15 protein-coding genes are annotated in these 13816 nt (G+C 71.8%); 7 read left to right on the forward strand and 8 right to left on the reverse strand.

Annotated features, from left to right (window positions below; translation table 11 throughout):
• The first annotated feature begins 12 nt into the window (after positions 1–12).
• The gene (gene tyrS / locus ACFVS9_RS30855; protein WP_383117792.1) at positions 13–1281 is read left to right on the forward strand and encodes a tyrosine--tRNA ligase; all 1269 of its coding nucleotides are present in this window, start codon (positions 13–15) and stop codon (positions 1279–1281) included.
• A gap of 72 nt (positions 1282–1353) precedes the next feature.
• On the opposite strand, the gene ACFVS9_RS30860 is transcribed toward tyrS, so the two are convergent.
• Positions 1354–1638, reverse strand: a complete 285-nt coding sequence (locus tag ACFVS9_RS30860) for a GlsB/YeaQ/YmgE family stress response membrane protein (RefSeq protein WP_383116635.1) — start codon at positions 1636–1638, stop codon at positions 1354–1356.
• A gap of 213 nt (positions 1639–1851) precedes the next feature.
• On the opposite strand from ACFVS9_RS30860, the gene ACFVS9_RS30865 reads away from it, so the two are divergent.
• Both ACFVS9_RS30865 and ACFVS9_RS30870 read left to right on the forward strand, forming a co-directional pair.
• On the forward strand, positions 1852–2226 hold the full coding sequence (locus tag ACFVS9_RS30865) for a DUF3099 domain-containing protein (protein ID WP_389937720.1): 375 nt from the start codon (positions 1852–1854) through the stop codon (positions 2224–2226).
• 208 nt (positions 2227–2434) lie between these two features.
• A complete protein-coding gene (locus ACFVS9_RS30870; protein ID WP_383116637.1) occupies positions 2435–2683 on the forward strand; it encodes a hypothetical protein in 249 nt (82 codons plus the stop codon).
• On the opposite strand, the gene moaA is transcribed toward ACFVS9_RS30870, so the two are convergent.
• From moaA to ACFVS9_RS30885, 3 genes are all read right to left on the reverse strand, one after another.
• Positions 2666–3655, reverse strand: a complete 990-nt coding sequence (moaA, locus tag ACFVS9_RS30875) for a GTP 3',8-cyclase MoaA (RefSeq protein WP_383116638.1) — start codon at positions 3653–3655, stop codon at positions 2666–2668. The two genes, ACFVS9_RS30870 and moaA, sit on opposite strands and share 18 nt — an antisense overlap.
• A gap of 158 nt (positions 3656–3813) precedes the next feature.
• Positions 3814–5454, reverse strand: a complete 1641-nt coding sequence (locus tag ACFVS9_RS30880; RefSeq protein ID WP_383116639.1) for a cation acetate symporter — start codon at positions 5452–5454, stop codon at positions 3814–3816.
• Positions 5451–5816, reverse strand: a complete 366-nt coding sequence (locus tag ACFVS9_RS30885; protein ID WP_383116640.1) for a DUF485 domain-containing protein — start codon at positions 5814–5816, stop codon at positions 5451–5453. The genes ACFVS9_RS30880 and ACFVS9_RS30885 overlap by 4 nt, the downstream gene beginning before the upstream one ends.
• A gap of 310 nt (positions 5817–6126) precedes the next feature.
• On the opposite strand from ACFVS9_RS30885, the gene ACFVS9_RS30890 reads away from it, so the two are divergent.
• Complete coding sequence (locus tag ACFVS9_RS30890) at positions 6127–7659, forward strand: S8 family serine peptidase (RefSeq protein ID WP_383116641.1); 1533 nt, start codon at positions 6127–6129, stop codon at positions 7657–7659.
• A gap of 76 nt (positions 7660–7735) precedes the next feature.
• On the opposite strand, the gene ACFVS9_RS30895 is transcribed toward ACFVS9_RS30890, so the two are convergent.
• The 4 genes from ACFVS9_RS30895 to ACFVS9_RS30910 form a co-directional block, all read right to left on the reverse strand.
• Positions 7736–8779, reverse strand: a complete 1044-nt coding sequence (locus ACFVS9_RS30895) for a zinc-dependent alcohol dehydrogenase family protein (RefSeq protein ID WP_389937724.1) — start codon at positions 8777–8779, stop codon at positions 7736–7738.
• Between the two features lie 21 nt (positions 8780–8800).
• Positions 8801–9481, reverse strand: a complete 681-nt coding sequence (locus tag ACFVS9_RS30900) for a lysoplasmalogenase (RefSeq protein ID WP_383116643.1) — start codon at positions 9479–9481, stop codon at positions 8801–8803.
• Entirely contained in the window at positions 9478–10392 is a 915-nt protein-coding gene (locus ACFVS9_RS30905) for a sterol desaturase family protein (RefSeq protein WP_389937727.1), read from the reverse strand. The genes ACFVS9_RS30900 and ACFVS9_RS30905 overlap by 4 nt, the downstream gene beginning before the upstream one ends.
• 365 nt (positions 10393–10757) lie before the next feature.
• Positions 10758–11477, reverse strand: a complete 720-nt coding sequence (locus ACFVS9_RS30910; RefSeq protein WP_383116645.1) for a VIT family protein — start codon at positions 11475–11477, stop codon at positions 10758–10760.
• A gap of 141 nt (positions 11478–11618) precedes the next feature.
• Between ACFVS9_RS30910 and ACFVS9_RS30915 the strand changes: the two genes are divergently transcribed.
• The 3 genes from ACFVS9_RS30915 to ACFVS9_RS30925 all read left to right on the forward strand — a co-directional run bounded on the left by ACFVS9_RS30915 (position 11619) and on the right by ACFVS9_RS30925 (position 13786).
• Positions 11619–12626 (forward strand): DEDDh family exonuclease, encoded by a 1008-nt coding sequence (locus ACFVS9_RS30915; protein WP_383116646.1) that lies wholly within the window; start codon positions 11619–11621, stop codon positions 12624–12626.
• Between the two features lie 63 nt (positions 12627–12689).
• On the forward strand, positions 12690–12923 hold the full coding sequence (locus tag ACFVS9_RS30920) for a hypothetical protein (protein WP_073747930.1): 234 nt from the start codon (positions 12690–12692) through the stop codon (positions 12921–12923).
• Positions 12924–12991: 68 nt separating this feature from the next.
• Positions 12992–13786: an SURF1 family protein gene (locus ACFVS9_RS30925; protein WP_383116647.1), complete on the forward strand. Its 795-nt coding sequence runs from the start codon at positions 12992–12994 to the stop codon at positions 13784–13786.
• Positions 13787–13816: the final 30 nt, after the last annotated feature.

Below are 13816 nucleotides of genomic sequence, written 5' to 3' on the forward strand. Positions count from 1 at the left end.
AGAGAAACGACCGTGACGGACATCGTCGACGAGCTGAAGTGGCGCGGGCTGTTCGCCCAGTCCACCGACGAGGACGCATTGCGCAAGGCTCTCGCGGACGGCCCGGTCACCTTCTATTGCGGCTTCGACCCGACCGCGGCGAGTCTGCACGTGGGCCATCTCGTGCAGGTGCTCACCATGCGCCGGCTCCAGCTCGCCGGGCTCCGGCCGCTCGCCCTGGTCGGCGGGGCCACCGGCCAGATCGGTGACCCGCGGCCGACCGCGGAGCGCACCCTGAACGACCCGGAGACCATCGCCGCGTGGGTCCAGCGGCTGCGCGGGCAGATCGAGCCCTTCCTCACCTTCGAGGGTCCGAACGCGGCGACGATGGTGAACAACCTGGACTGGACCGCGGGCCTGTCCGCGATCGAGTTCCTCCGGGACATCGGCAAGCACTTCCGGGTCAACAAGATGCTCACCAAGGACTCGGTGGCCCGCCGCCTGGAGTCGCAGGAGGGCATCAGCTACACGGAGTTCAGCTACCAGCTCCTCCAGGGCATGGACTACCTGGAGCTGTACCGCCGCTACGGCTGCACCCTCCAGCAGGGCGGCAGCGACCAGTGGGGCAACCTCACGGCGGGCATCGACCTGATCCACCGCCTGGAGCCGGGCGCCGCGGTGCACGCGCTGGCGACGCCGCTCATGGTGAAGGCCGACGGCACGAAGTTCGGCAAGTCCGAGAGCGGCGCCGTCTGGCTCGACCCGGAGATGACCACGCCGTACGCCTTCTACCAGTTCTGGCTGAACGTGGACGACCGGGACATCTCGACGTACATGCGCATCCTGAGCTTCCGGAGCCGTGAGGAGCTCGAGGAGCTGGAGAAGCTCACCGAGGAACGTCCTCAGGCGCGTTCGGCGCAGCGCTCGCTGGCCGAGGAGCTGACGACGCTGGTGCACGGCGGCGCGCAGTGCGCGGCGGTCATCGCGGCGTCGAAGGCGCTGTTCGGCCAGGGTGAGCTCGGGGAGCTGGACGAGGCGACGCTGAGCGCCGCGCTGTCCGAGGTGCCGCACGCCCGGGTCGCCGAGCTGGGCCCGGTGGTGGACCTCCTGGTCGAGGTCGGGCTGTCGGCGAGCAAGTCGGCCGCCCGCCGCACGGTCAAGGAGGGCGGGGCCTACGTGAACAACGCGAAGGTCACGGACGGCGAGAGCGCGCCCGCCGCCGAGGAGCTGCTGCACGGGCGCTGGCTGGTCCTGCGCCGGGGCAAGAAGAACCTGGCCGCCGTCGAGGTCACGGCCGGCTGACCCCCGGGAGCACGGCACCGCGGCCGGTCACGCGTGACGCGTGGCCGGCCGCGGTGCTGTGCCGTGGGCCGGTCAGTCCTTCCGGCTCCTGTTCCTGTTGCCCCTGATGGACTGCCAGAGCATGTCGCCGACGCCGACGACGGCCACGGCACCGAGCAGCTGCAGCAGATGGCGGATCCAGTCGATCCCCTTGGTGTCGTTGACACCGATCCAGGTGGCGACGGCGTTACCGAGGATGCTGCCGAGGATGCCGAACACCACCGTCAGCCAGAGGGGGATGTTCTGCTTCCCCGGCAGGATCGCCCGGGCGAGCACACCCAGCACGAGCCCTACGATGATTGCCCACAACCAGCCCATATCGCCTCCTCGTGCGGCGCGGAGTGCGCACGTCCGCCCAGTGTCGGCTCGCCGGACGTACGCCGCATGCCGGACACGTCCGTACGGGGAGAGGCGGTTCGCCACCACGCGGCCCGGACCCGCCCCGGTCTCGGATACCGCGCCCGCCGGGCGTACCGTGGGAGCGGCGTCGTCCGGGGAAGTCCGGCACGGAGATCTGGTGGTGGAATCACGATGCGGAAGCAGAGCGGCACGGAGGTCTTCCGGATCACGGGGGCCCGGCAGGGTCTCGCGGACGATGTGCGCGGCAGACAGCGGCGTTACATCATCTCGATGTCCGTGCGCACGGTCTCCGTGGTGCTGGCCGCGACGCTGTGGAACGTCGAGAGGCACGTGGCGGTGGTGGCGCTCGCGCTGGGCGTTCTGCTCCCCTACGTCTCGGTCGTCATCGCCAACGCCGGTCGTGAGAACGCCCCTTCGCTTCCCTCGACCTTCGTTCCCGCGCCGGCGCGGACCGCTCTCGGCACCGCCCCCGCCGCGGGCCCGGCGGAGCCGGCCGGGGAGCCGGGGCCGTCCGGCCGCGCCGCCGGCGGGCCCGCCCCGGGCTGAGCGGGAGCGCTCAGGAAAGCTCGCCCCAATCATGACGTTCCGGTGCACCGGACCCCGGCGCCCGTGCCATACTTCGTGAGCGCTCCGCATCCCCCGTCGGAGCGACGGACCGACGCCGGGCAGCTCCCCCCGTGGCTGCCCGGCGTCGCCATTCTCCGGCGGGGGTGCGTCCGCGGGTCGGCGGGCGGCAGCGTCTAGGGTTGAGGCCGTGAACCTCCCCGACACCCCAGCCTCGAGCGCCACCGGCGCACCGGTCTGTTCCGCCAAGGGCTGCCGCGCCGACGCCGTGTGGGTCCTCGCCTGGAACAACCCCAAGCTGCACACCCCCGAGCGCCGCAAGACCTGGCTGGCCTGCGACGAGCACCGGGAGCACCTCTCCTCGTTCCTCGGCGTGCGCGGCTTCCTCAAGGACGTCGTGCCGCTGGCGGAGTGGGAGTCCTCAGCCGCCGATCGCTGACATCGGGCGGTCGGGCTGGAGGAAGGAGGGGTCGTCGAGTCCGGAGCCGGCCTTCTTGCCCCACATCGCGAGCTTCCAGATCCTGGCGATCTCCTCGTCCGGCGCGCCGGAGCGCAGGGCGCCGCGCAGGTCGGTCTCCTCGCGGGCGAAGAGGCAGGTGCGGACCTGGCCGTCGGCGGTGAGCCGGGTGCGGTCGCAGGCGGCGCAGAAGGGCCTGGTCACGGAGGCGATGACGCCGACGCGGTGCGGGCCGCCGTCCACGGTCCAGCGTTCCGCGGGGGCGGATCCGCGCTCCTCGTCCCCTTCGGGGGTGAGGGTGAAGCGCGTGCGGAGCGAGGCGAGGATGTCACTGGCCGTGATCATGCCGTCGCGCTTCCAGCCGTGCTGGGCGTCGAGCGGCATCTGCTCGATGAAGCGCAGCTCGTAGGCGTTCTCGACGGCCCAGGCGAGCAGCTCGGGGGCCTCGTCGCCGTTGAGGCCGGGCATGAGGACGGAGTTGACCTTGACCGGGGTGAGTCCGGCGTCGCGGGCCGCCCGGAGTCCCTCCAGCACGTCCGCGTGCCGGTCGCGTCGGGTGAGTGTCCTGAACACGTCGGGGCGCAGGGTGTCCAGGGAGACGTTGACCCGGTCCAGGCCCGCGGCCTTCAGGGCGGCGGCGGTGCGGCCGAGCCCGATGCCGTTGGTCGTGAGGGACATCCTGGGGCGGGGTTCCAGGGCGGCGCACCGCTGGACGACGGAGACGAGGCCGGGGCGCAGCAGCGGCTCGCCGCCGGTGAAGCGGACCTCGGTGACGCCGAGGCCGGTGACGGCGATCCCGACGAGGCGGACGATCTCGTCGTCGGTGAGGAGGTCCGGCTTGGAGAGCCACCGCAGGCCCTCCTCGGGCATGCAGTAGGTGCAGCGGAGATTGCACTTGTCGGTCAGTGAGACACGCAGGTCGGTGGCGACCCGGCCGTAGGTGTCGATGAGCACTGTGGGCCCCCTCCCCCGGTGAGCGGTTTCGGTTGACTCCTCCGAGACTACGCGAGGCCGGTGGTGTGGAGGGGGCCCGGTTGACACGAGGTGCGACGGGGCCCCGTCGTAGGTCTCTACGACGGGGCCCCGTGGCGCGGTGCGTGCGGAGGCCGGGTTCAGTGGGCTCCGGTGCCGGTGAGGGACTTGACCTCGAGTTCGGCGTACTTGCCCTTGTCGGGCTCCTCCTTGGAGAGGACCGAGCCGACCCAGCCGAGCAGGAAGCCCAGCGGGATGGAGATGAGGCCGGGGTTCTCCAGGGGGAACCAGGCGAAGTCCACGTCCGGGAACATCGAGCTGGCCTTCCCGGAGACGACCGGGGAGAAGAGCACCAGGATGACGGACGAGGCGAGACCGCCGTAGATCGACCAGAGGGCGCCCTGGGTGGTGAAGCGCTTCCAGAAGAGGCTGTAGAGGATGGTCGGCAGGTTGGCCGAGGCGGCGACGGCGAAGGCGAGGGCCACGAGTCCGGCGACGTTCAGGTCGCGGGCCATCGCGCCGAGGGCGATGGAGACGACGCCGATCGCGACGGTGGCCCAGCGGGCCGCGCTCATCTCCTCCTTCTCGGTGGCCTTCCCCTTGCGGATGACGTTGGCGTAGATGTCGTGGGCGAAGGAGGACGAGGACGCGAGGGTCAGGCCCGCGACGACGGCGAGGATGGTGGCGAAGGCGACGGCGGAGATGACGGCGAGCATGACGGCGCCCCCGGTCGTGCCGACCCCGCCGAGGTACTCGGCGAGCTGGGGTGCCGCCGCGTTGCCTGCCGGGTTCTTCGCCTTGATCTCCTCGGGCCCGATCAGCGCTGCCGCGCCGAAGCCGAGGGCGATCGTCATCAGGTAGAAGGCGCCGATGATGCCGATGGCCCAGTTGACGGACTTGCGGGCGGCCTTGGCGGTCGGGACGGTGTAGAAGCGGATCAGGATGTGCGGGAGTCCCGCGGTGCCGAGCACGAGCGCGATGCCGAGCGAGATGAAGTCCAGCTTCGACACGTCGGTGGCGCCGTACTTCAGGCCGGGCTCCAGGAACGCCGAGCCGTGGCCGCTCTTCTCCGCGGCGGTGCCGAGCAGGTCGGAGATGTTGAAGTCGAACTTCCACAGCACCATCAGGGTCATCAGCAGGGCGCCCGCGATGAGCAGCACCGCCTTGACCATCTGTACCCAGGTAGTGCCCTTCATGCCCCCGATGGTGACGTAGACGATCATCAGCACGCCGACCAGCGCCACGATGAGGATCTTGCCGGCGTCGCTGGTGATGCCGAGCAGCAGCGAGACGAGGACGCCCGCGCCCGCCATCTGGGCCAGCAGGTAGAAGATCGAGACGACGATCGTGGAGACGCCGGCGGCGGTACGCACCGGCCTCTGGCGCATCCGGTAGGCGAGGACGTCGCCCATGGTGTAGCGGCCCGAGTTGCGCAGGGGTTCGGCGACGAGCAGCAGGGCGACGAGCCAGGCGACGAGGAAGCCGATGGAGTAGAGGAAGCCGTCGTAGCCGAAGAGCGCGATGGCTCCGGCGATGCCGAGGAAGGACGCGGCCGACATGTAGTCGCCGGAGACGGCGAGGCCGTTCTGGAAGGCGGTGAACTGCCGCCCGCCCGCGTAGAAGTCCGACGCGCTCTTGGTCTGCCGGCCGGCCCAGACGGTGATGCCCAGGGTCGCGGCGACGAAGACCGCGAAGAGGGTGATGATCAGCGGCCGGTGTTCGGCGGTCGACGACGACGCGGCGAGCTGGATCACGGCGTGCGGTGCGTGGGCGGCGCTCATGCGTCGGCCTCCAGACGGGACTTGATGGCCGCCGCCTGCGGGTCGAGCTTGCTCGTGGCGTGGCGCGAGTAGAACCAGGCGATCAGGAACGTGGTGGCGAACTGGGCGAGGCCGAACACGAAGGCGACGTTGAAGTTCGCGAAGACAATCTTGCTCATGAAGTCGTCGGCATAGCTGGACAGCAGCACGTACAGCAGGTACCAGGCGATGAATCCGACGGTCAGCGGAAAGGCGAAGGACCGGTGCGAGCGTCGCAGCTCGGCGAACTCCGCGCTGTTCTGCGCCTCGAGGAACGCCTCGGTCGTGGGCTGGACGGGACTGCCGTCCTCAGGGCTCTGGGGCGGCGGTGCTTCGGTGGCCACGGATTCTCCTCGCGACGCGGGTGCGGTGGTCGGGGCGTTGGATTTCACGGGAGTCCTCTGCGTTGCTGAGTGGCGGGCACTGGTCGCACGACTCCCTGTGCAACGGCACGGAGAGCGCGGCGAAGCGGTTCACCGCAGATTCGGTCTTCTCGGACCGGCTCCGGGCACGCGCCCCCCACAGGTCACACCTCGAACTCACTTGCCCGTATTCATTGCTGTGCCGGGAAGATCAGCGATAACTTCACAGGTCATGTACCGGACCGGACACGCCTGTGTCCGGTTCCACCGGCACGGATGATGTGGAGAACCCATGGCTCATCTGGCATCCAGACGGACTCGCGTACTCACGCTGCCCGTCGGACTCGCGCTCACGGCCTCGCTCGGCTTCCTTCCGACGGGGGCGGCGTCCGCGGCCCCCGCGGACGCGCCGACGGCGGCGGTCAGGACGGACGGCCCGAAGCTGTCGTACGTCGTGAACACGAGGGCGGGTCACGGCACGGTCACGCAGGTGCGGAAGGCGATATCCGCGGCCGGCGGAACCGTCGTGACGTCGTACGACAAGATAGGCGTCATCGTCGTCCACTCGCAGAACCCGGACTTCGGCGCGACGATCCGCAAGGCCAAGGGCGTGCAGTCCGCGGGCGCGACCCGCACCAGTCCGATCGTGCCGCAGGCGACGAAGGACATCGGGGTCGAGCAGCCCCTCACCGCCGCGCAGGCGCGGGCGGCGTCGGCGGACGCGGTGGCGGGGCAGGACCCGCTGGAGCCCCTGCAGTGGGACCTTCCGGCCATCAAGGCGGACCAGGCGCACAAGAAGTCGCTCGGCAGCAGCAAGGTCACGGTCGCCGTCATCGACACGGGCGTGGACGACACGCACCCGGACCTGGCCCCGAACTTCGACCGCAAGGCCTCGGTGAACTGCGTGTCCGGCGCCCCGGACACCACGGACGGCGCCTGGCGGCCCGCCGCGGGTGAGAGCGACCACGGCACGCACGTCGCCGGCACGATAGCCGCGGCGAAGAACGGCATCGGTGTCACCGGTGTCGCGCCCGGCGTGAAGGTCTCCGGCATCAAGGTGTCCACCCCGGCCGGCTTCTTCTACACCGAGGCCGTCGTCTGCGGCTTCGTCTGGGCCGCCGAGCACGGCGTCGACGTGACGAACAGCAGCTACTACACCGACCCGTGGCTGTTCAACTGCAAGAACGACCCGGACCAGGGCGCCCTGGTCGAGGCGGTCACCCGTGCCAGCCGCTACGCGGAGGGCAAGGGCGTCGTGAACGTCGCCGCGGCCGGCAACTCCGACCACGACCTGGCCCTCGACGCCATCGAGGACACGACGAGCCCCAACGACAGCACCACGGTCACCCGCACGGTCGACCCGAAGGCCTGCCCCGACATCCCGACCATGCTGCCGGGCGTCGTGACGGTCTCCGCGACCGGTGCGAAGAACCTCAAGGCCTCCTACTCGAACTACGGCCTCGGGGTCATCGACGTCGCCGCCCCGGGCGGTGACTCCACGCGCTACCAGGCGCCGGACGCGCCCGCGGACAACGGTCTGATCCTCTCGACGCTGCCCGGTGGCCGCTACGGCTACAAGGCCGGTACGTCGATGGCGTCCCCGCACGTCGCGGGTGTCGCGGCCCTGATCAAGTCGACCCACCCGCACGCCTCGGCGGCAGCGGTGAAGGCGCTGCTGGTGCTGCAGGCCGACGCCACCGCGTGCGGCGCGCCGTACGACATCGACGGTGACGGCACCGTCGACGCGGTCTGCGAGGGCGGCAAGCACTACAACGGCTTCTACGGAGCCGGTGTCGTGGACGCGCTGGACGCGGTCCGCAAGTAGGGCACGGACACGGACGCATGGGGAGGGGCCGGGGACAGCTGTCCCCGGCCCCTCCCGCGTCCTGCGCGCCCGCCGGCTACGGCTTGATGAGGACCTTGAGCGCCGTACGCTCGTCCATCGCCTTGTAGCCGCCCGGCACCCCGTCCAGCCCGACCGACAGGTCGAAGACCGGCGACGGGTCGATGGTGCCGTCCAGCACGTCGGGGAGCAGCTCCGGGATGTACGTGCGTACGGGGGCGACGCCGCCCCGCAGGGCGATGTTGCGGTCGAACATCACACCGAGGTCGAGCCCGGTGCCGCTGCCGTGCGGGACGCCGACGTATCCGATGAAGCCGCCGTCGCGGACGACGCCGATGGCGGTACGCATCGACTGTTCGGTGCCGACCGCCTCGATCACCCCGTGGGTGCCTTCGCCCCGCGTGAGCTCCCGTACGGCCTCGAGGGCCGCGTCGCCGCGCTCGGCGACGACGTCCGTGGCGCCGAACGCGCGGGCGATGTCGGTCCGCGCCCGGTGGCGGCCCAGCGCGATGATCCGCTCGGCGCCGAGCCGCTTGGCGGCCATGACGCCGCAGAGGCCGACGGCGCCGTCACCGACGACCGCGACGGTGCTGCCGGGCTTCACACCGGCGCCGAGCGCCGCGTGGTGTCCGGTGCCCAGGACGTCGGAGAGCGCCAGGAGCGCGGTGAGCAGCCGGTCGTCGGACGCGGCGGCGGCCGGGAGCCGGACGAGGGTGCCGTCGGCGAAGGGGACGCGGACGGCCTCGCCCTGGCCGCCGTCGGAGCCCACCGATCCCCAGAACCCGCCCTGGGGGCAGGAGGTCGTGAGCCCTTCGGCGCAGTAGGTGCAGGTGCCGTCGGACCAGACGAACGGGGCCACGACGAGGTCGCCGACGGCGAATCCGTTGACCCCGGGGCCCGCCTCCTCGACGACGCCGAGGAACTCGTGGCCGATGCGCTGGCCGGGCCGCCGGGCGGATTCGCCGCGGTAGGCCCACAGGTCGCTGCCGCAGATGCAGGCCCGCAGGACCCGCAGGACCACGTCGGTGGGCTGCTGGACCGTGGCGTCGGGCACCTCCTCCACACGGATGTCGTGGGGGGCGTGGATCACAGTGGCGCGCATGCGTGGGGGTCCTCGCTGGTCTCAGATTCTGATACGCCTCTCACGGTACGCCCCGGGGGCGGCGCCGGTGGAATCCGTCGGACCGTCGAGCGCCCCCCTGGTGAGCAGGTACTGCGCCGCGAGGTAGGTCAGCATGATCAAGAAGCTGTGGGCCGGCAGCTGGGGCAGGTCCGCGATGCCGGTCGCGATGAGCGCGTCGGAGAAGAGGAAGAGCGCGCCGCCGAGCGCGGCGGGGCGGCCGAGGACGCCCGCGCGCCAGGCCATGGCCGTGAGCAGCAGGCTGTACCCGGTCAGCGGGACGCGCAGTCCGTCCGGCAGCCCCGGCCACAGCACCGCGACGAAGGCCACGAGCACGACGGCGTAGACGGCCCCGGAGACCGGCCGGACCGAGGCGCGGCCGAAGAGCACCAGGTAGCAGACGTGGCCCGCTGCGAAGAAGCCCATCCCGGCGAGGAACGCGGGCTCGGCGTCGGGCATCAGCAGCACGTCCCCCGCCCAGCCGCACAGCAGCGCGGCGATCAGCGGCCACGGGCCCCGGCGGGCCGCGGCGTGGGCGGCGAGCAGGGGCATCAGCAGCGGCTTGGTGGCCACGTGCAGGGCGTCCTGCCCGGCGAGGAGCCCCGCCAGATGGACGGCGGACACGGCCAGGAAGGCGAGGAGCAGCGGTCGCACGAGCCGGGGCGCACCGGCGCGGGGCGTCATCCGGTGCGCTCGGTGGCGGCGTGCGGCCGGGCGGGGGCGACGGGCGCGGGGGCGGAGGGCACCGCGGCCCCGGCGGGGCGCGCCGGCTGCCAGCCCGGTCCGCGGAAGACCCGGCCCGCCCGCTCGCTCCAGGTGGCGGCCGACCGTACGTCGCGGGCGATGGCGGCGTACTCGTGGGTGGCGACGCGGAACGGGTTGTGGGTACTGATGTTCTTGGTGAGCCCGAAGACGGGACGCTCGGTCTCCGGGGCGAACGAGCCGAAGAGCCGGTCCCAGAGGATGAGGATCCCGCCGAAGTTCCGGTCCAGGTATCCGCCCTGGGAGGCGTGGTGCACCCGGTGGTGGGAGGGGGTGTTGAGGACGTACTCGAAGGGCCGGGGCAGCGTGCCGATCCGTTCCGTGTGCACCCAGAACTGGTAGACGAGGTTCGCCGAGGAGCAGAAGGCGAGTGCGGCCGGGTGGACGCCCAGGGCGATGAGCGGCAGGTAGAACGGCCAGGAGGTGAGCGAGGTCCAGGGCTGGCGCAGGGCGGTGGTGAGGTTGAACTTCCGGCTGGAGTGGTGGACGACGTGGCAGGCCCAGAGGATCCGGACGACGTGGTGGCCCCGGTGGGACCAGTAGTAGAAGAAGTCCTGGGCGAGCAGCATCAGCAGGACCGTCCACCACAGCACGGGGACGCGCAGCGGGGTCAGTTCGTACAGGGCGGCGTAGATCGCCACGACGGGTATCTTCCACAGCAGGTCGAAGACCAGGCTGCCCAGCCCCATGGTGACGCTGGTGGCGGCGTCCCTGGCGTCGTACCCGGCGGCGTCGTCGTCCGGATGCAGGCGGTACGACACCATTTCGAGGACGGTGAGCAGGACGAAGGCCGGGATCGACCACAGCACGACATCGGGCAGGTTCGGCTCCATGCGAGCACCGTAGAGCCGTCCGGGGGGCCGGGCATAGACGTTGTTACCGACAAGTATGTGAGACACGGCGTCATGAGCGCTCGGCGGGTTCAGCCCGTGGCCCCGTCGCGGGCTCTCCGGCGGGCGCGTGGCCCGGGGGGAGGAACACACCTGCCGGGTAGGGAAGTTGCGCCGGCACGGCCATCAGGTCGTTGCCGGCCTCCGGGTCCTGACCGCTTCCGTGGAGCGGGCTCCGGGAAGGCACCGCGTCCCCCGTGGCCGGCCGCCCCAGGGGTGGAGCCCCGGCATCCTCGTCGGGCCCGGTGACGGCCGGCACCGGGCTCCGCCCGCCGGGCGGATCGTGCGCGCGGCGCGTGGCCCCGTCCTCACACCCCCGCCGCGCCCAGCAGCGTCCCCGCCCCGTACGTCACCGCCATGGCGACCGCTCCCCCGGCCATGTTCCGCAGCACGGCGGGCCGGGCCGCCGCCTCGCCCAGGCGGGCGCTCCACCAGCCCGTGAGCGCCAGCGCCGCGAGCACGGACACGACGGTGACGGGCAGCCGTACGGAGGTCGGTGGCAGCACGATCGCCAGGAGGGGCAGCAGCGCGCCCACCGTGAACGCCAGGAAGCTCGCGCCCGCCGCGTGCCAGGGGTTGGTCAGCTCGTCCGGGTCGATGCCCAGCTCGACCTCGGCGTGGGCGCGCAGCGCGTCGCGCCGTGTGAGCTGGACGGCGGCCTCCCGGGCCAGCCGGTTGCTCAGCCCCTTCTCCTCCAGCAGGCCGGTCAGCTCGGCGAGCTCGGCCTCCGGGGTCTCCTCCAGTTCCCGTCTCTCCATCGCCAGCGCGGCCTTCTCCGAGTCACGCTGGGTGGACACCGAGACGTACTCGCCGGCCGCCATCGACATGGATCCCGCGAGCAGCCCGGCCAGTCCCGCGGTCAGCAGGGTGGAGCGGTCGCCCGTGGCCCCGGCCACGCCGACGACGATGCCGGCGGTGGAGACCACCCCGTCGTTGGCGCCGAGCACCGCCGCCCGGAGCCAGTTGAGCCGGGTGCCGAGCCCGCCCCCGTGGGGTTCGTCGTGTGTCTGCGCCTGTGTGTCCGTCACCCCGCGAGCGTCTCACCACGCCCTCCCCCGGCGCGTCCGCGACCCGCGCCGGAGGCCCCCGGGTCAACTGCGCGGCGCCCTGTCCGCGTTCACGGCCGAGGTGCCCGGATGGGCCGCTGTCGGTGCGGGCCCGTATTCTCTGTGACCATGCTCGACGACCGTCAGACCGCAGCGCCGTGGCCGGCCGCGTATCCCCAGGGGTACGCGGTCGTCGACGTGGAGACCACCGGACTCGCCCGCGACGACCGGATAATCTCCGCTGCCGTGTACCGCCTGGACGCGAGAGGTGACGTCGAGGACCACTGGTACACGCTGGTGAACCCGGAGCGGGATCCGGGCCCCGTCTGGATCCACGGGCTGACCAGCGACGTCCTGGAGGGCGCACCGCTCTTCCCGGAGGTCGCCGCGCAGTTGTCGGAGCGGCTCGCCGGGCGGGTGCTCGTGGCCCACAACGCGGCGTTCGACTGGTCGATGATCGCCCGGGAGTACGCCCGTGCGGCGGTCACGGTGCCCGTCGAGCAGCGGCTGTGCACCATCGCGCTCGCCAAGGAGCTGCGGCTCCCCCTGCCCAACCACAAGCTGGAGTCGCTCGCCGCGCACTTCGGCGTGGTGCAGCGGCACGCGCACCACGCGCTGGACGACGCGCGGGTGCTGGCGGAGGCCTTCCGGCCGAGTCTGCACGCGGCGGCCAGGGACGGGGTGCGGCTGCCGCTGCTGGAGTGCCGTCCCCTGACGGAATGGCACGACTCCCCGGTCACCCCGCGCACCGGTTACCGGCCGTCGCAGGGGCAGGGCAGCTGGCGCGCCTCGCGCAAGCGTCCCGCGTGCCCGTATCCGAACCCCGGACGCTACGAGTCGGACAAACCGCTCATGCAGGGCATGCGGGTGGCCTTCTCCGGTGACACCTCGGTCGACCGGGAGCTCCTGGAGGACCGCGCCGTGGAGGCCGGCCTGCACGTGGCGACCAGCGTGTCCCGGCTGACGAGCCTGCTCGTCACCAACGACCCGGACTCGGCGACGTCCAAGACGGTCAAGGCGAAGTCGTTCGGCACCCCGGTCCTGGACGAGAGTGCCTTCACCCACCTGCTGAGGGACGTGGCGCCCGCCGGCACGGTCGCCGTGCCGAAGCCGTCACCGTCATCGGAGTGAACCGGGGGCGACTCGCCCCGCACCGGCTCGCCCGCCGCCGCCGGGCGTCCCACCCTGTGGCGCATGGCACGTTGTGAGGTTTGCGGAAACGACTACGGGATGTCCTTCGAGGTGCACGCGCAGGGCGCGGTGCACGTCTTCGACTGCTTCTCCTGCGCCATCCACCGCATGGCGCCCATCTGTGAGCACTGCCGCGTCCAGGTCATCGGCCAGGGCGTCGAGGTGGACGGCCACTGGTACTGCGGCGGCCACTGCGCCCGCGCCGAGGGAAGGGCGGGCATCGTGGACAAAGTGTGACGGCCCGTCCCGTCCGCACGGGGGACCCTCCGTGCCGCACCCCATGACCCCGGTTGTACGGTCATGGGGTGTACCGCTTCCTGTTGACCCGGCAGTGGGTGATTCTCACCCTCCTCGTCCTCGTCATGATCCCCACCATGGTGGAGCTGGGTTTCTGGCAGCTGCACCGGCATGAACACCGGGTCGAGCAGAACGCGCTGATCACGCGGAACCTCGAATCGGCCCCGGTCCCCGTCACCCGCCTCACCTCCCCCGCGCACACCGTCCCGCGCTCCGACTACTGGCGTGCGGTGACGGCCACCGGGACGTTCGACACCGAGCACGAGGTGGTCGTGCGCCGCCGCACCTCGCAGGACGAGCGCATCGGCGTACTGGTCCTGACCCCGCTGGACCTCAAGGGCGGGGGCACCGTCCTGGTCAACCGCGGCTGGGTACCGGCCGCCGACGACCAGCAGGCCTTCCCCGAGGTCCCCGCGCCGCCGCGCGGCGAGGTCACCGTCACGGGCCGGCTCAAGGCGGACGAGACGACGAGCGCCAGCGGCATCAAGGACCTGGAGGGCCTGCCGGACCGCCAGGTGATGCTGATGAACAGCTCCCAGCAGTCGCATCTGCTCGGCCGTCCCGTGCTGGGCGGGTACGTCGAGCTGACCGGCCCCGCGCCCGAGGACGGCAGCCCCGAGACGATCGCGGCCCCCGACGACAGCTCCATCGGCCCTCACATGGCCTACGCGGTGCAGTGGTGGCTCTTCGCCGCCGGGGTCCCCGTCGGCTGGGTGATTCTCGTACGCCGTGAGAAGCGCGACCGCGAGGAAGCCGCGAAGGACGGGGAGAAGACGGCCGAGCCGGAGCCCGCGACCGCCTGAGCGCCGCCCCTGCGGGCCCGTCCGCACCGG

The organism is Streptomyces sp. NPDC058008, assembly GCF_042886395.1.
GTDB lineage: Bacteria > Actinomycetota > Actinomycetes > Streptomycetales > Streptomycetaceae > Streptomyces.

Coding starts and splice junctions, on each gene's coding strand:
- ACFVS9_RS30860 (WP_383116635.1), bottom strand. CDS start 1,638: ATGGGCTGGTTGTGGGCAATCATCGTAGGGCTCGTGCTGGGTGTGCTC.
- ACFVS9_RS30865 (WP_389937720.1), top strand. CDS start 1,852: ATGCGGAAGCAGAGCGGCACGGAGGTCTTCCGGATCACGGGGGCCCGG.
- ACFVS9_RS30880 (WP_383116639.1), bottom strand. CDS start 5,454: ATGAGCGCCGCCCACGCACCGCACGCCGTGATCCAGCTCGCCGCGTCG.
- ACFVS9_RS30890 (WP_383116641.1), top strand. CDS start 6,127: ATGGCTCATCTGGCATCCAGACGGACTCGCGTACTCACGCTGCCCGTC.
- ACFVS9_RS30895 (WP_389937724.1), bottom strand. CDS start 8,779: ATGCGCGCCACTGTGATCCACGCCCCCCACGACATCCGTGTGGAGGAG.
- ACFVS9_RS30900 (WP_383116643.1), bottom strand. CDS start 9,481: ATGACGCCCCGCGCCGGTGCGCCCCGGCTCGTGCGACCGCTGCTCCTC.
- ACFVS9_RS30905 (WP_389937727.1), bottom strand. CDS start 10,392: ATGGAGCCGAACCTGCCCGATGTCGTGCTGTGGTCGATCCCGGCCTTC.
- ACFVS9_RS30920 (WP_073747930.1), top strand. CDS start 12,690: ATGGCACGTTGTGAGGTTTGCGGAAACGACTACGGGATGTCCTTCGAG.